The organism is Pseudoalteromonas haloplanktis ATCC 14393, from assembly GCF_000238355.1.
Taxonomy (GTDB): Bacteria; Pseudomonadota; Gammaproteobacteria; order Enterobacterales; family Alteromonadaceae; genus Pseudoalteromonas; species Pseudoalteromonas haloplanktis.
The window spans coordinates 469,907-488,126 of the sequence record NZ_AHCA01000001.1 but is presented as its reverse complement, the minus strand read 5'-3'; the positions used below and the strand labels follow the sequence as shown (position 1 = coordinate 488,126).

At 40.8% G+C, this 18,220-nt stretch carries 17 protein-coding genes; 8 read left to right on the top strand and 9 right to left on the bottom strand.

All coding sequences use genetic code 11. The features are described 5' to 3' along the window. Both PHAL_RS0101960 and PHAL_RS0101955 read left to right on the top strand, forming a co-directional pair. The gene (locus tag PHAL_RS0101960; protein ID WP_016706725.1) at positions 1-432 is read left to right on the top strand and encodes a hypothetical protein; all 432 of its coding nucleotides are present in this window, start codon (positions 1-3) and stop codon (positions 430-432) included. Between the two features lie 67 nt (positions 433-499). After that, the gene (locus PHAL_RS0101955) at positions 500-1,801 is read left to right on the top strand and encodes a DEAD/DEAH box helicase (protein WP_016706724.1); all 1,302 of its coding nucleotides are present in this window, start codon (positions 500-502) and stop codon (positions 1,799-1,801) included. A gap of 66 nt (positions 1,802-1,867) precedes the next feature. Here the strand turns inward: PHAL_RS0101955 and PHAL_RS0101950 are convergent, their stop codons facing one another. Then, a complete protein-coding gene (locus PHAL_RS0101950; protein ID WP_016706723.1) occupies positions 1,868-3,478 on the bottom strand; it encodes an NAD(P)/FAD-dependent oxidoreductase in 1,611 nt (536 codons plus the stop codon). Between the two features lie 168 nt (positions 3,479-3,646). On the opposite strand from PHAL_RS0101950, the gene fdxA reads away from it, so the two are divergent. From fdxA to PHAL_RS0101935, 3 genes are all read left to right on the top strand, one after another. Next, a complete protein-coding gene (gene fdxA / locus PHAL_RS0101945) occupies positions 3,647-3,970 on the top strand; it encodes a ferredoxin FdxA (protein WP_016706722.1) in 324 nt (107 codons plus the stop codon). Positions 3,971-4,100: 130 nt separating this feature from the next. After that, positions 4,101-6,347, top strand: a complete 2,247-nt coding sequence (locus PHAL_RS0101940; RefSeq protein ID WP_029215983.1) for a carbohydrate binding family 9 domain-containing protein — start codon at positions 4,101-4,103, stop codon at positions 6,345-6,347. Between the two features lie 61 nt (positions 6,348-6,408). Next, on the top strand, positions 6,409-6,918 hold the full coding sequence (locus PHAL_RS0101935) for an Sbal_3080 family lipoprotein (RefSeq protein WP_016706720.1): 510 nt from the start codon (positions 6,409-6,411) through the stop codon (positions 6,916-6,918). Positions 6,919-6,959: 41 nt separating this feature from the next. Here the strand turns inward: PHAL_RS0101935 and PHAL_RS0101930 are convergent, their stop codons facing one another. The 4 genes from PHAL_RS0101930 to PHAL_RS0101915 all read right to left on the bottom strand — a co-directional run bounded on the left by PHAL_RS0101930 (position 6,960) and on the right by PHAL_RS0101915 (position 10,300). Continuing rightward, entirely contained in the window at positions 6,960-7,931 is a 972-nt protein-coding gene (locus PHAL_RS0101930; RefSeq protein ID WP_016706719.1) for a Solitary outer membrane autotransporter beta-barrel domain, read from the bottom strand. 107 nt (positions 7,932-8,038) lie between these two features. Beyond that, positions 8,039-9,637, bottom strand: a complete 1,599-nt coding sequence (locus PHAL_RS0101925) for an AbgT family transporter (protein WP_016706718.1) — start codon at positions 9,635-9,637, stop codon at positions 8,039-8,041. A 97-nt stretch (positions 9,638-9,734) separates the two neighbouring features. Continuing rightward, a complete protein-coding gene (locus PHAL_RS0101920) occupies positions 9,735-10,040 on the bottom strand; it encodes a hypothetical protein (protein ID WP_016706717.1) in 306 nt (101 codons plus the stop codon). A 2-nt stretch (positions 10,041-10,042) separates the two neighbouring features. Continuing rightward, the gene (locus PHAL_RS0101915; RefSeq protein WP_016706716.1) at positions 10,043-10,300 is read right to left on the bottom strand and encodes a DUF3081 family protein; all 258 of its coding nucleotides are present in this window, start codon (positions 10,298-10,300) and stop codon (positions 10,043-10,045) included. A gap of 158 nt (positions 10,301-10,458) precedes the next feature. Between PHAL_RS0101915 and PHAL_RS0101910 the strand changes: the two genes are divergently transcribed. Further along, entirely contained in the window at positions 10,459-11,361 is a 903-nt protein-coding gene (locus PHAL_RS0101910) for a redoxin family protein (RefSeq protein ID WP_036980282.1), read from the top strand. A gap of 63 nt (positions 11,362-11,424) precedes the next feature. After that, the gene (locus PHAL_RS0101905; protein ID WP_016706712.1) at positions 11,425-12,705 is read left to right on the top strand and encodes a flavohemoglobin expression-modulating QEGLA motif protein; all 1,281 of its coding nucleotides are present in this window, start codon (positions 11,425-11,427) and stop codon (positions 12,703-12,705) included. A gap of 186 nt (positions 12,706-12,891) precedes the next feature. Here PHAL_RS0101905 and PHAL_RS0101900 read toward each other — a convergent pair whose 3' ends face one another. From PHAL_RS0101900 to PHAL_RS0101885, 4 genes are read right to left on the bottom strand one after another with little or no spacing between them, the layout of a single operon-like run. Beyond that, complete coding sequence (locus PHAL_RS0101900; RefSeq protein ID WP_016706711.1) at positions 12,892-13,695, bottom strand: DUF1338 domain-containing protein; 804 nt, start codon at positions 13,693-13,695, stop codon at positions 12,892-12,894. A 46-nt stretch (positions 13,696-13,741) separates the two neighbouring features. Beyond that, entirely contained in the window at positions 13,742-15,214 is a 1,473-nt protein-coding gene (gene astD, locus PHAL_RS0101895) for a succinylglutamate-semialdehyde dehydrogenase (RefSeq protein WP_016706710.1), read from the bottom strand. Between the two features lie 19 nt (positions 15,215-15,233). Further along, positions 15,234-16,268, bottom strand: a complete 1,035-nt coding sequence (astA, locus tag PHAL_RS0101890; protein ID WP_016706709.1) for an arginine N-succinyltransferase — start codon at positions 16,266-16,268, stop codon at positions 15,234-15,236. A 43-nt stretch (positions 16,269-16,311) separates the two neighbouring features. After that, the gene (locus PHAL_RS0101885) at positions 16,312-17,517 is read right to left on the bottom strand and encodes an aspartate aminotransferase family protein (protein ID WP_016706708.1); all 1,206 of its coding nucleotides are present in this window, start codon (positions 17,515-17,517) and stop codon (positions 16,312-16,314) included. 205 nt (positions 17,518-17,722) lie between these two features. Between PHAL_RS0101885 and PHAL_RS0101880 the strand changes: the two genes are divergently transcribed. Continuing rightward, positions 17,723-18,151: an Lrp/AsnC family transcriptional regulator gene (locus PHAL_RS0101880; RefSeq protein ID WP_016706707.1), complete on the top strand. Its 429-nt coding sequence runs from the start codon at positions 17,723-17,725 to the stop codon at positions 18,149-18,151. The last annotated feature ends 69 nt before the right edge of the window (positions 18,152-18,220 follow it).

Genomic DNA, 18,220 nt, shown 5'->3' with positions numbered 1-18,220 from the left:
ATGAAATTGATTCATAGTGTACTTTTAGTCGCAGCTTTATTAACAACAGTGGCAGCGAATGCTCGTGACGATATTGGTAAGTACCCAATCCAGTCTTTACTCGCTTCGAGCAAAGCGAAAGAGGCATTATTAGACATTCCACTTTATTTTGCTGACCAATCACACCCCAAAGAAAGCAGTCGCTATGGGGAAGTGATCACCAATAAAAAAACGAATGCCTTTAATAAAAGCGATCAAGAAGCATGTGAATGGGTAATGCTCAGCGCGCTTAAAGCCCTACAAGAGCGCGCAGTAAAAGAAGGCATGAATGCCGTGGTAAATATTCAGTCGTTTTATAAAAAACGTGAGTTTGTTAGCAGCACTGAATATGAATGTGGTGCAGGGACTCTTATGGCTGGCGTGGCATTAAAAGGCACTTTAGTTAAGTTATAACTAACTGCTTGCATGAAATTGCTGTATAATTTGCGACCCTTGATAATGTGGCCGCAGGTTATACAGCATGAATTTTAAATCTTTTAGTTTTGCCCCTGAACTTCTTCAGGCGTTAGATGAACTTAACTATCACACCCTTACGCCCATTCAACGTAATGCCATTCCAGCAGTGCGTAAAGGTAAAGATGTTTTAGCCAGCGCCCAAACAGGGACAGGTAAAACAGCAGCTTTTGCATTGCCTATTATTCAAAAGTTATCTGAAGTTGAATACACAAAAACAAGCGCACCGCGTGCTTTAGTGCTTGCTCCAACGCGTGAGCTTGCAGAGCAAATTGCTAATAACTTTCGCGACTTTGCAAAGTACACTCAGCTTAAAATAGTCAGCTTATTTGGTGGCGTAAGCACAGTTGGCCAAGCTAATGGCTTAAAAGCGGGTGTAGACATTGTTGTTGCGACTCCTGGGCGTTTACTTGATCACATTCGCTTAGGTAATTTAAGTCTTGCTAATGTACAGCACTTAGTACTTGATGAAGCTGATCGAATGCTCGACATGGGCTTTATCACAGATATGCAAACAGTGATAAATGGCTGCGCAGAAGATCGCCAAATCCTACTTTTCTCAGCAACGTTCCCGCCAGCAATCAAACAGTTTGCTAGCAAAGTCTTAAAACAAGCTGAAATCGTCCGTGTTGACCAAACTAATAGCACCGCAGCAACGGTTCATCACGTGGTTTACCCTGTAGAAGAGCGCCGTAAGCAAGAATTACTATCAGAATTAATAGGTAAGAAAAACTGGCAGCAAGTGTTGGTGTTCGTCAATATGAAAGAAACAGCTGATGAATTAGTTAAAGAACTAAACCTTGATGGAATACCCGCAGCTGTGTGTCATGGTGATAAAACCCAAGGTAATCGTCGTCGTGCATTGAGTGATTTTAAAGCAGGCAAAGTTCGCGTGTTGGTGGCAACAGAAGTCGCCGCTCGCGGTATTGATATTAATGATTTACCACGTGTAATTAATATTGACCTACCATGGCTTGCAGAAGATTACGTACACCGTATTGGCCGCACAGGTCGTGCAGGCAAACAAGGTCAGGCAATTTCGTTTGTCAGCCGTGAAGAAGAAAACATGTTGTTTGAAATTGAAACCTTAATTGGTCAAAAAATTCAACGTGAATATTTACCTGGTTATGAAGTAAGTAACCGTGAAGTATTGATTGAAAAAATCGGTAAAAAACCGTCGCATTTACGTCGTAGTCACTCAAATAAACCGTCAGGGCAAGCAACCGGTGAAGCACGTGCTAAAAACCGCTCACGTATCTCCAATGTACGTAAAAGCTTAAAAGGCGCAAAACTTTCTTTAAAGAAATAAGAGTATAAGTTACCCAATATGCAAAAGCCTGAGTTTAACTCAGGCTTTTTTGTTATGAGGGACTTGTTAGCTATTTTTCTCAATCATTGAAAGAGCCAGTGCTTCAGCCGCCTTTATGCCATCAATACCCGCCGATAAAATACCGCCTGCATAGCCTGCACCTTCGCCTGCTGGGTATAAGCCTTGGGTGTTGATACTTTGCATGCTTTTATCACGCTTGATACAAATTGGCGAAGAGGTGCGGGTTTCAACACCAGTTAACAACCCATCGCTGGATGAGAAACCACGAATTTGTTTGTTAAAAGCGGGGATCGCTTCACGAATGGCATCGATGGCAAAACTCGGGAGGGTCTTTGCTAAATCTGTCAGTTTAATACCTGGCGTGTATGAGGGTTTTACATCACCTAATGTGCTTGAGTCTTTGCCTTTTAAGAAGTCTCCTATTAACTGCGCTGGTGCATCATAATTACTACCACCAATCGCATAGGCTTGCTCTTCTAATTTGCGCTGTAGATCAATCCCTGCCAGTGGGTGACCTGGGTAGTCTTCATCAGGTGAAATGCCCACTACAATAGCACTGTTAGCGTTACGTTCATTACGTGAATATTGGCTCATACCATTGGTCACTACACGACCTTCTTCACTCGTTGCAGCAACAACAGTCCCTCCAGGGCACATACAAAAGCTATATACTGTACGGCCGTTTTCACAATGATGAACCAGTTTGTAGTCAGCCGCACCTAAAATTGGGTTGCCAGCGTTAGGACCAAAACGACACTCATCAATCATGGATTGTTTATGTTCAATCCTAAAACCTACAGAAAATGGTTTAGCTTCAACGTAAATACCTTTGTCATAGACCATTTTAAATGTATCACGGGCACTGTGACCTACGGCAAGCACGACATGTTGGGTGTTAAGTTGTTCACCTGTCGAGAGTTTTAAGCCAGTGACTTGCCCATTCTCGAGTAAGATATCATCAACGCGAGTGCTAAAACGGATCTCACCGCCGAGCTCAACAATACGTGCACGCATTTTTTCGATCATAGTCACGAGTTTAAATGTACCAATGTGCGGTTTACTTACATACATAATTTCTTCAGGTGCACCCGCTGCGACAAACTCGGTAATTACTTTGCGGCCATAATGCTTTGGATCTTTAACTTGGCTGTAAAGCTTACCGTCAGAGAATGTACCAGCGCCGCCTTCACCAAATTGCACATTTGATTCTGTGTTTAGTGTGCGTTTACGCCAAAAGCCGAATGTATCTTTAGTGCGTTCACGGACTTCTTTACCGCGCTCAAGAATGATGGGCTTAAAGCCCATTTGCGCTAAAACTAGTCCGGCAAATAAACCACATGGACCAAAGCCAATAACGACAGGACGTTCTTGAATATTACTCGGTGCGTGTGCTACAAACTTATAACGCGTGTCTGGTGCGGGTTTGACATGTTGGTCTTTAGCGAACTGGGCTAGCAACTGTGCTTCATTGGCAACCTCAATGTCGAGGGTATAAATCAGTAAAATAGCGGTTTTTTTTCGGGCATCGTAACCACGTTTAAAGACGTTAAAGCTCTGTAGTTGGCTCTTATCAATAGCAAGCTTTGTTAGAATGGCTTGCTCAATAGCATCATCACCATGATCAAGAGGTAGCTTGATTTCTGTTAAACGTATCATATTTTAGTCTCTGTTAGGTGTCTTTGCAGTTGCTTAAGCAATCTGCTCACAATGTTCAGCATTTTACGTTAAATTAAGCTGTGATGGCAGCGATTATTTATTGTATTTTCTCAGGTGTTGGGTATGATCCAGCGCTGTTATTGGGCATAAGATAGGCGTAACAAGAATATGGCATTTGTAGTCACTGAAAACTGTATAAAGTGTAAATACACCGATTGCGTCGCAGTGTGCCCAGCTGATGCATTTTATGAAGGTCCAAACTTTTTAGCTATCAGTCCAATTGATTGCATAGACTGCGGTTTATGTGTCCCTGAATGCCCTGCAGAGGCAATTTATCAAGAAGATGAATTACCAGATTCACAAAAAGCGTTTACTGAGTTGAATGCGGAGCTCGCCCTTGTTTGGCCTCGAATTACCGAAGTTAAGCCTGCACCTACCGATGCAGATACATGGAATGGTGTAGCAGATAAACTGAAGTTAATCGAGACCTAATACTTTTATCCTGAATATTGAATAATCGTTATAAATTTTTATTCAAACTATTAACAAATGTACCTGCGTGAATTACAATCCGTGCGATTAATTACTCATTAAGAGTGATAAAAATTTTAAACGGATGTTTATGCAGTATATAAAATCAATAATAAAACCATGTACTCTTATCTTTTGGGTGTCTTTTTTTACTCTTTTTAGTGAATTGAGCCAAGCTTCTGAAAAACAACATTTTAGCTTAGCACATATTGATCAAGGTATTGATCTTGATGGTCAGTTAAGTGAACCACATTGGCAACAAGCTACATTAGTGCCGTTACGTTATCAAAATGAACCTAATGAAAAAGGCACGCCACCAGTAAAAACTAACGCTTATATTTACGAAGATGGCAACTATTTATATGTTGGTCTTGTTGCTTATGATAATGATCCGAGTCAAATTCGTGCCGCACTTCGAGACCGTGATACTTTGTGGAGTGATGATAACGTTGCGTTAATGATAGATACCTTTAATGATGAGCGTACCGGCTATGAATTTTACGTAAACCCGCTGGGTGCGCAAGGTGATATGCGCATGACAGATACCGACGGTTGGAGTGAAGACCCCTCGTGGGATGCGATTTGGGATAGCGCAGGGCAAATAACCGATCAAGGTTATGTGGTTGAAATGCGTATTCCATTCACTGCACTGCGTTTTCCAAAAAATAAAGCTGATATGACATGGGGATTTGCACTGTGGCGAAATTACCCGCGCGACGTACTTTATCAGTTGTCTAATGTGGGTTTTGACCGTGATGTGAAATGCAGCTTTTGTCAGTTTGATAAAATAACCGGCTTTAATGCTATGGAGCCCAGTAAAAATATTCAATTAACACCCACATTGACAGCGCTTCGTCATGACACGAAAAACACAGTGCCTGGTGATTGGCAACACGGTGATATTGATACAGAAGCTGGATTAGATTTACGTTGGGGTATAAGTCAGGATGCGGTTATTAATGCCACTATTAATCCCGATTTTTCACAAGTTGAGACAGATAGTTTAGAGCTGGATGTAAATACAACTTATTCAATTTATTACGCTGAAAAGCGGCCATTCTTTTTAGATGGCGCGTCATATTTTAAAAGTAGCCTATTCGAACTGCTTTATACTCGTACAATTGCTGAGCCTGACGTAGGGGCCAAGGTAACAGGTAAAACGAATGCACACAGTTATGCGTTTTTGTATGCCGATGATGAGAATACCAGTATTTTATTGCCGACCAACCAACGTTCTGGCTTTGCTAATTTAGCTGAAAAATCAAAATCCTCCATTGGGCGTTACCAGTATGATCTTGGTGAGCAAGGAACAATAGGGGTAATGAGTACCCACCGTGAAGCGACTGATTATCACAATACCGTATTGTCTGTTGATGGTAGTTATTGGTTTAATCAAACAGATAGTGTGTTGTATCAAGTTGCAACTTCTGACACTAAAAATTCCGCTTTTTTAACTGATAAGTATGGTTTAGAGGAAAATCAATCTGATCAGGCGTATAAGCTCGAGTTTTCTCGCGAGAAACGGGGTTATAGTTTACTTGCCAGTTACGAAGATATTGGTGAAGACTATCGTACCGATGTTGGCTATCAAGAAAAAGTGGATTATAAAAAAGCGCTACTAGGTGGCGGGCAAACGTGGTACTTAGACGCAACTGAGATGATAACCGAATATTCCTATAATGTTGATTGGGACAAAACTTGGGCACAAGATGGCAGCTTGTTGGAAGAAGAATATGAAGGCTACATTTTTTTAAAAGGGCAATTACAGTCATCTTTAGAGTTTGGTTTGATCCACCGTAACGAGAACTATAACGATAATTTTTATAATCAAAATATCGGTTTTATCTATGGCGGTTTTAGCCCAACGAAAGATTTACGAATAACACTGTACAGTGAATTTGGCAGTAAAATAGACTACAGCAATGAACAGTTAGGTGATTTATTTACCATAGAGCCAGAGCTTACGTGGGATATTAACGACCATTGGCAAGTTCAGCTGGAGCATAGTTACAGCCGTCTAGATAACCCGCAAGGTGATAATGTATTTACAGCTAATCTGACAGATTTACGTGTTTATTATAAATTCAACATGCGCTCAATGTTGAAACTGATTTTACAGTTTGAAGATATCGAGCGTAATCAAAACGCTTACTACGCTAATGTGAATAGAATAAACCGAGACTACGGCAGTCAGCTGGTTTATTCCTATAAAATCAATGCACAAACATTGTTTTATCTAGGCTATTCAGATAAAGGCTACCAAGATGATTCATTAAAGAGTGTGGAGCGCGATCAGCGCACTTTCTTCACTAAACTCAGTTATGCTTGGCAGTTGTAATAGTACCCAATAACAAAACATCAATAACGAACACCTAAATAATAAAAATTGGAAGTATAAAATGAAACTACTTAAACTTACCGCAGCAGCTATTGCTGTAGCAACACTAGCTGGCTGTGCTGCAAAACAAGATGTTAGCCATTTTGAAGCTGAACGACCTAAAACAGTGTGTATAGCAGAGCATAAGCAAGTAAAAGAAGGTGTTGTTACTGCGTTACAAGAAGGGTTTGCTAAGCACAATGTAGAAACGAAGGTTATTACTGCAAACTATGTAATGAAACACCAAGCATATCAAACAGAGTTTGAGTCAGTGGATGCACAAGGCTGTAATGCCGTGGCATTTTATGTCGCTAATTGGCACTGGGACCTCGCGCTTTATATGTCTTACGCAAATATTTGGGTTAAAGATGTTGAGCAAACAAATACAATTGCACAGGCAAGCTATCGAGCGGGTGCTGGCCTCGATAAGTTTATTGACGCAAAAGAAAAGATTATAGAGTTGGTAGACGCAATGTTTATTCAAGTTGAAGAACAAAAAGCAGCAACGGATAAAACCAAAACAGCTATCTAATTAATAAGTGTATGCAGCCCCTACTAGAAAGCAGGGGCTTTTTAAAGTTCATTGAAATAAAACACGATGCTGCCGCCATCTAGGTTGCTGCCATTATTAATATTAATTCCAATGCCGAAATTTTCGAACCAATCAGTCCATTTCGTTACATCCCATAATACGCCAAAGCCATATTCATAAAAATGGTCAGTGCCAAGTGGCTCTTTACTATCTGCACCTAAATCAACGCGCTGTGCTTTGATATAAAATGATTGCTGAAAATCATAAAATTTAAACATATTAAAGGTGGCTTTTATACCATTTTGGGTTTGCCAGCTTTCAGGGTTAACCGAATTTAATTGTTGCGGCTGAGACAGAGCCCAGCCGTAATAATAATTAAAATTGAGTTTATATTCGTAGTAGCCCCAATCGCGAGGTAAACGATAAATTAATGCAACGCTTGGGTTTAATACGAGTGCATTGCTTTGCACATTGTTATAAATTCCCTCTATAAGTGGCTTTAATAGCTGTTCACTTTGCTCACTTAAATATGCGTAATCATTTTGATAATGCATATAGTGGCTGTTTAAACTACCTTGATAAAACCATTTTGAGCTGATGGGTTTTTCAAAACTGATGCCAAGTTTGGCGCTTTGCATGGTTTCAGAGTTGAGATCAGGTACCGTGTCAGCAAAGGTGCGAATACTTCGTTCTTGATGTAAATAACTGACTTGAGCGAGTAACTTCGTTTGATAGCCCCAAATAGGTTTAGCCAAAGCCCAGTCGTAGGGAATGGCATAAAGACTTAATTGGTTTCGTAAACCCAAAGAGTCAACTTCATTGGCTTGACTATGGTGCGGGCTAATAAATTTATTTGGATCAAAATTGCCATAGCCTAAAGTAATACTGTCACCGTCAGTTAATACTAGCGAAGTTGCAAATGCAGATTCGAGTTGCTTCGTTGGATTTGCGAAAAGTTGCCAGGGTACAAACAAGGTACTACTGAGCAATAGAAAAAGTATATAACGAGACATAGTTTCATGGTTTAGTTTAAGAAACTACAGTGTAGATTTTTTACCGAGTAAAAACAAATAGCTGAATTAATAATGCCAGCATACGCTGGCATTACAAGAGCATTTAGTTAAGGTGTGTAGTAGGTTGGTGAGCCAGGACCCACAGGTAAACCAAACACAAATACCCAGAGGTAGAATAGTACCACCCAGCCGACAAAGAATATCATGCTGTAAGGCAGCATTGTGGCTACAAGGGTGCCTATTCCCATGTCTTTTTTATACTTTGTTGCAACGGCGAGGATCAAACCAAAATAACTCATCATTGGGGTGATCAGGTTTGTCACAGAATCACCAATACGATAAGCGGCTTGAATGGTTTCTGGCGCGTAGCCAATGAGCATTAACATTGGTACAAAAATAGGCGCAGTTATCGCCCACTGTGCTGACGATGATCCTAAACTTAGGTTAACGACTGCGCACATTAATATAAACAATACAAACACTTCAGGGCCAGTTAGGCTCAGCGCTTGCAGCATGGCTGCGCCATTAATCGCTAAAATAGTGCCAAGGTTGGTCCATTTAAAAAACGCCACAAACTGGGCGGCAAAAAATACTAATACAATGTACATGCCCATTGAGCTCATACTCTTGCTCATTGCATTGATCACGTCTTTGTCGTTTTTCATAGTACCTACTACACGACCATAGACAAAGCCAGGGATACCAAAGGTAATGAAAATAAACACTACGATCCCTTTAGAAAACGGTGAATGGGCGAATAAGCCGGTCTCAGGGTGACGTAGAATGCCATCGGCTGGCACTATGGTCCACGCCAGTAGGAGCGATACTAATAATAAGGATACCCCCGCCCATTTTAGACCTGACTTCTCTTTGGCGGTTAACCCTTCAATATTATTTTGTGCTAAATCGGCACTGGCTTCATCTGGATTATATTTGCCTAATCGTGGCTCAACAATTTTTTCAGTGACCCAAGTACCTAACACAGCAATTAATAGCACTGATATCATCATAAAATACCAGTTTGCTTCAGCGCCAACTTGATAAGTAGGATCAATCATTTGTGCAGCCGGTGTGGTGATACCTGCAAGTAGAGGGTCGATAGTGCCAAGTAATAAGTTGGCACTATAACCACCGGACACACCAGCGAAAGCGGCGGCTAAACCAGCGAGTGGGTGACGTCCTAAACTATGAAAGATCATAGCAGCTAATGGAATGAGTACTACATAACCAAGCTCAGAAGCCGTATTAGATAAAATTGCTGCAAATACCACCATAAAGGTGACTAAACGTTTTGAGGCTCCCATCACCATGCCACGCATTGCAGCAGAGAGTAATCCTGAATGTTCAGCGACACTCACACCTAATAAAGCGACGAGTACAGTACCTAAGGGGGCAAAATTTGTAAAATTAGTAACAAGGCCTGTTACGATTCGTTGTAATCCTTCAGCGCTCAGTAGGCTGACAACTTCAATTACACCATCAGGCTCTCGACCCGCGGAGCCAATTGGACGAGGATCGATGGCACTTAAGCCAAACCAATCAGCAATACCACTGAAGATAATAATAGCCACACAAAAAATGGCAAATAACGTAATAGGGTGGGGCAACATGTTCCCCAAAAACTCAACGGATGCTAAAAATCGGTTAAATAATCCCGATGGTTTCGCTTCGTTAGTTGAGTTGGCGTTGTCGACGGCTTTTGACATGACAAGACTCTCAAAATAATAAATTGCCGCAATCTATCATTTTTGGGCGTTGGTATCACCTATAAACGGTGGTTTACTGTTTAGGTACGATAAATAGCTAATCTGATTTAACGATCCCTTTGAATAAAAGAGGATAACGGCGCAGTCGCTTGCCAATGTAGTCATCTGCGAGAATTTGTTGACAAATATCCTCTATATTGTCGGAGGCTTCGAATACCCAATCGAATCTTTCAATAGCTGTCAAGAAACCACGCTTAAGAAAACGTTGTTGGCGATATTCTTCAAGGTTTCGCTTAATAATGTTCACTTTACTGGGCTGGGCACGTAACTGCTGGACAACGTGTGCGATAAATAGGCTATGTTGATTATCTGCTCCTTGAGGGCGTTTCTTGCGATTGTTCACACTTATATCTCATTGATTATATTTTCGAGTTTTTTAAGAAAGTCATCTTTTTGTTTTTCATGTTCATAGTCAAGATGGTAAGTATTGTGAAAACCAAATCTAAGCAGCACGCCGCTGCCTTTTAGGTAAATGGTGTAGCCATCAATATCTGAAAACGCGGTTAAACCTTTATAATGTTTACCATCGTCATTGACATCACCTTGTTGGATAATTTGTTCATACACAGCTAATATTTGTTTTGTTTCGATATCATTTTTCATAGTTGCTCCTTTACACCATTGCTCAGTGGTTAATACGTAAGTCAACGCTATTTAGTTTATACCAAGTGTGCTTAATTGGCCGAAAAGTTACAGTTGTCGCAAATTTACAATCGCCTATTTGGTTACCATGCTAAGGTTTATTTATTTTAAGGATAATAATGATGAAGTTTAAATGTATTACGCTAGCATTATTCATTTGCTGTTTTATGAGCTATCAAAATGTGTTTGCAAGTGACCATAACTTAGTTTTAAAAAATCAGCAAAGTGAGTCATTTGAGCTGAGTAAAATAGTGGGGAAAAAGCCCGTTTATCTGAAATTTTGGGCAACGTGGTGCAAGCCTTGTATGGAGCAAATGCCACATTTTCAACATGCTTATGAACAATATGGCGATACGATAGAGACGATCGCAATCAATATTGATCTTAACGATGACCCTGATGCAGTAGCAGCAGTTAAAAAACGGTTTAATTTAACTATGCCAATTATGACGGATGATACCGGGAAGGTTGCTCAACATTATCAGTTTATTGGGACACCATTTCATGTACTACTAGATAAAACCGGCAAGGTGATATTTCAAGGACATGAAGCAGATAAAGCACTTGATAATACATTACGATTATTGTCCCATGATGGTGTGGTGGAAAAAACGCACTTGCTAGATGAAACCCATCAGCAAAGAGCGGTTGCGTTAGATATTCCTACGCAAGGGGTAAAAGCGGTGCTGTTTACTGCCACTTGGTGCGATTGGTATTTAGCAGATACACGCCCAGACATGGCAAAAAATTGTGTCGCAGCTCAAGAGCAAATGAATACACTTACTAAACAAGGGCTGGATGTAGAAGCAAGAATTAGCCAATTATGGACGGATCAAGCTGCTGTTACTGAATACCAATCGAAATTTACTGTTACTCACCCTTTAACCATAGATTATGGTAATGGGTTATTTATTAATAATAAAATTAATAAAGTACCGACATTATTGGTTTACAAAGACGGAAAAATCATAAATCGTATTACTGATTTTTCAAGCCCAGTAAATCTACAAAATACACGATAATTTGCTTTGAAAACGCGCAGATCTAGCCTATGCTCTAGGCTCATTCATTAGTGAGCTTAGAGCATGATAGATAAGGCGTTATTACTTAAAACTCGCGAATTATCAGATAGATTAATCGCCCTGCAAACACCGATCCGCATTTTAGATGCGATTAATTGGGATAAAAGCATAAAAGAAGAGTTTTTTAGGCAAAAATGCCAAAAAAACCCTTTGGTCGATAAAGCTTATTATCAGCAGCGTGACTTAGGGTTTGTACCTAGTGAATTACGTCAAGCGTTTTCCGATCTTAATCGAAATATAATCAGCCAATTGGGGCAGCTTAATCCAATCACACAATATATGAGTAAAATGTGTGCTGAATATAAAACGGTCCTCAATATGCTTGAGTATCGAGGTACGCCAGAGTTTCATGATTTATCGGTGGAATTGTTTGGTCATCCTAAAGACCTTTTTCATGCTGGTGAGCCGTCATTGTCAGAACTCGCTAATATGCTTGAGATGCCACTTAAAAACTTGCTAGCAGCAGATATTCTACCGGATGATCCAAAAAACATTGACGCCGATGCTGCGGTAAAAATTCTGGCTGAGCAAGTGGCTACTAGCATGCCAGGTATTGATGTTGAAGTGATCATCAGTGATGGTATAGTTAGTGATGCCGCAGCTGGTGCTAATAATATTAAACTGAATCAAGATGTTAAGTTTTCGCAGCGTGAGCTTGATATTCTAGAAGTCCATGAAGGTTGGATCCATGTTGGCACTACGCAAAATGGTTTAGCGCAGCCTTATTTAACCTGTTTGAGTAAAGGTACCCCAAGCTCAACAGTGACACAAGAAGGTCTGGCTGTATTGACTGAGATCATCACGCTTAAATCTACACCACGTCGTTTAGCAAAACTTGTTAATCGAATTCAAGCGGTTACGAAAGTGATAGACGGTGCTGAGTTTGTTGATATTTACCGAGACTATGTGGCGCAAGGATTAAGTAAAGATGAAAGTTATACGCTTGCCCAGCGGGTTTTTCGTGGCAGTACGGCAACGGGCTTGCCGTTCACAAAGGATATAGCTTACATTAAAGGCTTTGTGTTGGTTTATAACTTAATACGCGTTGCTATCCAGCTAGGCCGTATTGATCAATTACCATTACTGCTAGTAGGTAAGATTTCAATTGATGACTTTAGACTAATATCTCAGTTACATGATCTAGGGGTGATTGAAGACCCTAAGTTTGTTCCACCACACTTTAAAGATCTTCGAGGCTTAGCAACTTGGCTGAGTTTTGGTCGCTTTATTGGTAATCTCTCTTTTGAGCAGTTAGAAAACGATTATAAACCGCTATTTTTATAGCGGTTATTTCTTTTCGTAAAGTAATAAAAAACGCAGTTGGAAAAAGCAACTGCGTTTTTTTTCGTCTACAGGCAAGCCATCATATTTATAGTAAAGGGAATAAATACTTTGTAAGTACTTGCTATATATTTTTATACATCCACTTAGCCCTGTAAATTTCAGTGCTAAGTGGTGTATTAAAACGTGTTAACGGGCATTGGTACTTTCGAAAATTTTGTCGGCCGAAGCGGCAACAAAACCAGTGTAAAGTTCACCATCTGCTTTTTCATAACGCAATGCAAATTCATAAAAACAGCTCGGGACTGTCATTTTTGCATCACTGAATTCTACAGCGAAATCATCAGCAAGCGTTGATGACTGTTCTAGTAGGACCTCTGGCGACCCTTTTACTTCGCCACCTGAGGTATTAAGCGCAAAACCGGCATCTTTTAATGCTTGGTTTACTGCTTCAATATTATCAAATTTTGCAAGTTCATTAATACTGACGGTGAAATGATTTGCACGGTAACCCCATGCCGACATCCATGCTGCATATTCACTTTCTGCTAACAGCTTTTTATAGGTGTCTGTGCTAACTTGCCAGTGAGTACCTGAATATAAAAAGTTATCAGCCGTCACGGCTGTTGCATCGATATTGGCTACCATATCATTAACGATAGCTTGTAGCTGTGGTGAACATTGTTCAACTAACAGCTCTGAAATAAACACTTTTGGCTGTGTTGGATCTGTATGCTCATAATGTTTAGCGTATAACTTTTTAGCTTCAAAGTGATATTCGCCGCATTCTTTATAGCCAACAGCTAAAAAGTGAGCAGCAAGTTTTTCAAGGCCAATTTTTTCATGGTTAAATGTTCTTAATGCAATGTGATCATTAATCACATCATTTTTTTGTGTCGAACCAAGTAATTCATGAACTTTAACGGCCGAAGGTGTAACGGACAAGTAATTTTGCCATAGGTTGTCAAATAGGGCATTTACATCTGTGTGCATTTTTAATTCCTTAATGTGGTTAAAATGACGTATAGCCATTTAGTCATTATTTAATGATTAAGCCCGGCGCTAGGGTATCTGGTAAATTTACTGTGTCTGCTTCAACCGAAGCGACTGGGTATGAGCAGTAATCTGCGGCATAGTAGGCGCTTGCTCTGTGATTACCACTGGCACCAATGCCGCCAAATGGCGCTGCGCTCGATGCACCTGTGATAGGGCGGTTCCAATTAACAATGCCAGCACGAATACGTTTTAAAAAGTGCTGGTAATCATCGCTCGAATCGCTTAACAAACCTGCTGATAAACCAAACGAAGTGTTGTTTGCTTCATCAATGGCACTGTCAAATTCAGTGAAACGGTACACTTTAATTAATGGCCCAAAGTGTTCTTCATCTGGGATATCAGTTACGTTAGTGACATCAATGATACCTGGGCTTACAAAGCCTGTGCCTGGTTTTAAGTGCTTAAGTTCAACCAGCGATGTAGCCCCCATATCGAGTAGCTGTTGTTGTGCGCTAACCATACCCAAAGCGGCTTTTTCACTGATCATTGAGCCCATAAACGGTTGCTCTTGAGCAAAGCTGTCATCAACGATAATATTTTTAGTGGCGCTGATAAGTTTTTCTAAAATGGCATCACCATTGGCTGTGTTTTCGATAAATACACGTCGGGCACAGGTGCAACGTTGTCCAGAGGTAATAAAGCCCGATTGAATAATATCGTGTACTGCTGCGTTTACATCAGCGACATTTTTGATTATCAGTGGATTATTGCCACCCATTTCAAGTGCAAGAATTTTCCCAGGATGGCCAGCAAATTGTTTATGTAACAAGTGACCGGTATTTGAACTGCCAGTAAAAAATAAGCCGTCAATATCTTGGTGGCTCGCAAGCGCGATACCCGTTTCTACTTCACCTTGAATAAGGTTAATAACACCTGCAGGTAAACCTGCTTTTAGCCACAACTCAAGGGTGTATTGCGCCACTTTTGGTGTTAGTTCAGAGGGTTTAAAAACCACTGTATTGCCCGCTAAAATTGCCGGTACGATATGACCGTTTGGTAGATGGCCTGGGAAGTTATAAGGACCAAATATGGCCACAACGCCATGAGGCTTGTGACGAATAAACGCTTTGGCCCCTGGCATTGGATTTTCCGTGGTACCTGTGCGTTCATTATGAGCTTTGATTGAAATAGCGACTTTACCGGCCATTGCGCCAACTTCAGTGCGTGTTTCCCACAGTGGTTTGCCCGTTTCACAGGCTATGATGTTCGCAAACTCTTCGCTGTGCTCTTTTAGTTGAGCAACAAAGTTTTCCAGCACTGTAATTCTATCGCTAATAGGAGTGTGTGCCCACGTGAATTGCGCTTTGCGTGCTGCTGTAATCGCTTCATTTACTTGTTCTTTAGTGGCTGTTTTACCTTGCCAAATTGTTTCACCATTACTTGGGTTAACAGAAACAAAGTCGTGGCCAAGGCCGCTTTGCCATTGATTATTTATAAGTTGAGTTATGGTACTCATAAGTCTTTCCTTAAGCAGATCACAGACGAAAGAATCGTGCTGCATCCCCTTGTTTTAATTTAAGTGCGTGGGCAACGTCGTTACTAATGATTAAGGTGTGCTTGGCGTGATTATAATGAGCGTGTTTTGTGAACGTGGCTCTAAAATCACTGACGCCTTGATTACAAATCGCTAAGGTGTCTGAGCTTTGTTCATCAACATAATCGAGTTCACCAATTGAGATCGGGCATACTAGTGATTCACGCACGCTGCGTATATTGCCAAGCTTGGCTTCAACAGTTGGTCCTGCATCAAATAAATCAACGTAGCCACGATGCTCAAAGCCTTCTTTTTCAAGTAGCTTGAGTGCTGGTTTGGTTTTTTCATGAACTTTACCAATCACGGCTTGCGCTTTTTTACTCAGTAAGTTGGCGTATATTGGGTATTTAGGCATCAGTTCACTAATAAACACTTTATCGCCTAAGCCAACAAGGTGATCAGCTTGTGGAAATTCGATACTAAAAAAGTGTTCTTCTAACCATTGCCAAAAAGGGGAGTGTCCCTGTTCGTCACTTACACCGCGCATTTCTGCAATAATAGTATCGGCAAAGCGTTCGCTGTGCTGAGCCATAAATAAAAACCGTGAGCGTGATAAAAAACGTCCAGCCAGCCCTTTGCGGCTATCTTCGCGTAAAAACAAGGTGCATATTTCGGAGCAGCCAGTGTAATCATTACACATACTTAAAATATCAACGGTGTTGTATACGTTTAGAGTACGTGAATGATGAACTGTCTTACCAAGATGATAATGATACAAAGGTACATTAAGGCCTACAGCGGCTTCAATAGCCGTCGTACCAACGACGTCGCCGGTTTGGCTATCTTCGAGAACAAATAAGTAGCTTTCGTCTTTAGGTTGATTAATATTTTTAGCAAAGCTGCGTTCAGCGCGCTCAATTTTTTCAAGTAATAAAGCATCATTAACGGGTAATGAGGTAAAACCATGACCCGATTCAACGGCGATTTGCTTGAGTGCATCAAAGTCGCTGGCAGTAATAGGACGTAATACGTGCATTTAAAAGTGCTCCATTAGCGCCCAATGCGGGCGCTAAATTAGGTTAACCGTTTACAACATCCGCAACCGCTTGTTCAAAGCGTGCTAAGCCTTCATTAATGTCTTCAATTGGGATCACTAACGAAGGTGTAAAACGAACTACATTAGTTCCTGCAACTAAGTTCATTAAGCCATGTTTGGTACTGGCAACTAAAAAATCCCGCGCGCGTCCTTCAAATTTGTGGTTCAGTACTGCACCTAATAATAGACCTTTGCCACGTACTTCGCTAAACACATCGAATTTGGCATTAATTGCATTTAAACCATCACGGAACAGTTGCTCACGTTGTTTAACACCGGCGAGTACATCAGCGGTATTTACAGTATCAAAAGCCGCTTCTGCGACGGCACAAGCAAGTGGGTTACCGCCGTAGGTTGAACCGTGGGTGCCAACTTTAAGATGCTGGGCGATTGCCGTTGTGGTGATCATTGCACCAATTGGAAAACCACCTCCGAGCGCTTTGGCCGTGGTTAGAATATCCGGTGTTACGTCTAAGTCTTGGTATGCGTATAAAGCGCCAGTACGACCAACACCTGTTTGTACTTCATCAAAAATTAATAATGCGTTGTGCTTGTCGCACAGCGCGCGCACACCTTGCATAAATTCATTATTTGGCGAAATGATACCGCCTTCACCTTGCAGTGGCTCCATCATAACCGCACAGGTTTTATCACTAATTAGTTTTTCAAATGCAGCTAAGTCATTGTAGTCACAGTGATCAATCGCAGCAGGTTTAGGGCCAAAGCCGTCTGAATAAGCGGCTTGTCCGCCTACTGTTACTGTAAAGAATGTACGACCATGAAAACCTTTATTGAAGGCGATGATCTGTGTTTTATCGTCACCGTAAACATCTAGCGCAAAACGACGCGCTAGTTTCAGTGCCGCTTCGTTTGCTTCTGCACCAGAGTTGGCAAAGTAGACTTTATCGGCGAAAGTCGCATCGGTCATTTTTTTTGCTAAGCGTAGCGCGGGCTCATTAGTCATTACATTTGAAAGATGCCAAATTTTTTCGCCTTGCTCTTTAAGTGCGCTCACAAGCGCTGGATGACAATGACCTAAACAGTTAACTGCAATACCACCGGCAAAGTCAATGTACTCTTTGTCGTTTTGATCCCACACACGAGAACCTTGTCCACGAACAGGGATCACCTCTGATGGATTATAGTTTGGCACCATGACATCGTTGAATAATTCTCTTGTTACTTGCATCTGTTACACCTAAATCTGGCTTAAAGTGAAAAAAGTGATATTGCATAAAAGGAGTTAATTAAGCCGTTATTAACTCGCAATAGATTGATTTAATAATTTTTATTATCTACAACGGTTATTATCTTGGTTAGAAGTTTAAATTTGCAGTGCTATTTTGTGAAAAATGATTAAAATAAAATGCAAAATAGTGAAGAGAATAACCAATATGATAACTCCACAAGATGAAAAGCTACTTTCTATACTACGTACAAACGCTAGGGCGAGTATTTCTGACCTTGCGCGGCTACTTAACTTGTCGCGCTCTACAGTGCAAAGTCGCATGTTAAAACTTGAAGAATCAGGCGTTATCAAAGGATACAGTGTTGATTACGGTGAAGCCTATTTAAATGCCATGGTGTCTGCACACGTATCCATAAAGGTAAAACAAAAACTAACCACTAAAACTAATTTAGAACTTAAGCAAATAGATGCTATTTCACAACTGTATGCTATCAGCGGAGAATTTGATCTTATTGCTGTCGTCCAAGCGCAGAATTTAGAAAAGCTCAGTCACTTGCTTGATGATATAGGCAACCTTGATGGTGTAGAGCGAACCACGTCTTCGGTTATTCTTGAGACTAAGTTTAGCCGTTAAATACTTGAATAAAACGTTGTTTTTCGATAGTAAAGCTGTGCTTAGAGGAAGACAGTGAACGTCTTTCGC

Coding starts and splice junctions, on each gene's coding strand:
- astA (WP_016706709.1), bottom strand. CDS start 16,268: ATGCACGTATTACGTCCTATTACTGCCAGCGACTTTGATGCACTCAAG.
- PHAL_RS0101955 (WP_016706724.1), top strand. CDS start 500: ATGAATTTTAAATCTTTTAGTTTTGCCCCTGAACTTCTTCAGGCGTTA.
- PHAL_RS0101950 (WP_016706723.1), bottom strand. CDS start 3,478: ATGATACGTTTAACAGAAATCAAGCTACCTCTTGATCATGGTGATGAT.
- fdxA (WP_016706722.1), top strand. CDS start 3,647: ATGGCATTTGTAGTCACTGAAAACTGTATAAAGTGTAAATACACCGAT.
- PHAL_RS0101905 (WP_016706712.1), top strand. CDS start 11,425: ATGATAGATAAGGCGTTATTACTTAAAACTCGCGAATTATCAGATAGA.
- PHAL_RS0101960 (WP_016706725.1), top strand. CDS start 1: ATGAAATTGATTCATAGTGTACTTTTAGTCGCAGCTTTATTAACAACA.
- PHAL_RS0101880 (WP_016706707.1), top strand. CDS start 17,723: ATGATAACTCCACAAGATGAAAAGCTACTTTCTATACTACGTACAAAC.
- PHAL_RS0101940 (WP_029215983.1), top strand. CDS start 4,101: ATGCAGTATATAAAATCAATAATAAAACCATGTACTCTTATCTTTTGG.
- PHAL_RS0101925 (WP_016706718.1), bottom strand. CDS start 9,637: ATGTCAAAAGCCGTCGACAACGCCAACTCAACTAACGAAGCGAAACCA.
- PHAL_RS0101935 (WP_016706720.1), top strand. CDS start 6,409: ATGAAACTACTTAAACTTACCGCAGCAGCTATTGCTGTAGCAACACTA.
- PHAL_RS0101910 (WP_036980282.1), top strand. CDS start 10,459: ATGATGAAGTTTAAATGTATTACGCTAGCATTATTCATTTGCTGTTTT.
- PHAL_RS0101900 (WP_016706711.1), bottom strand. CDS start 13,695: ATGCACACAGATGTAAATGCCCTATTTGACAACCTATGGCAAAATTAC.
- astD (WP_016706710.1), bottom strand. CDS start 15,214: ATGAGTACCATAACTCAACTTATAAATAATCAATGGCAAAGCGGCCTT.
- PHAL_RS0101885 (WP_016706708.1), bottom strand. CDS start 17,517: ATGCAAGTAACAAGAGAATTATTCAACGATGTCATGGTGCCAAACTAT.
- PHAL_RS0101930 (WP_016706719.1), bottom strand. CDS start 7,931: ATGTCTCGTTATATACTTTTTCTATTGCTCAGTAGTACCTTGTTTGTA.
- PHAL_RS0101915 (WP_016706716.1), bottom strand. CDS start 10,300: ATGAAAAATGATATCGAAACAAAACAAATATTAGCTGTGTATGAACAA.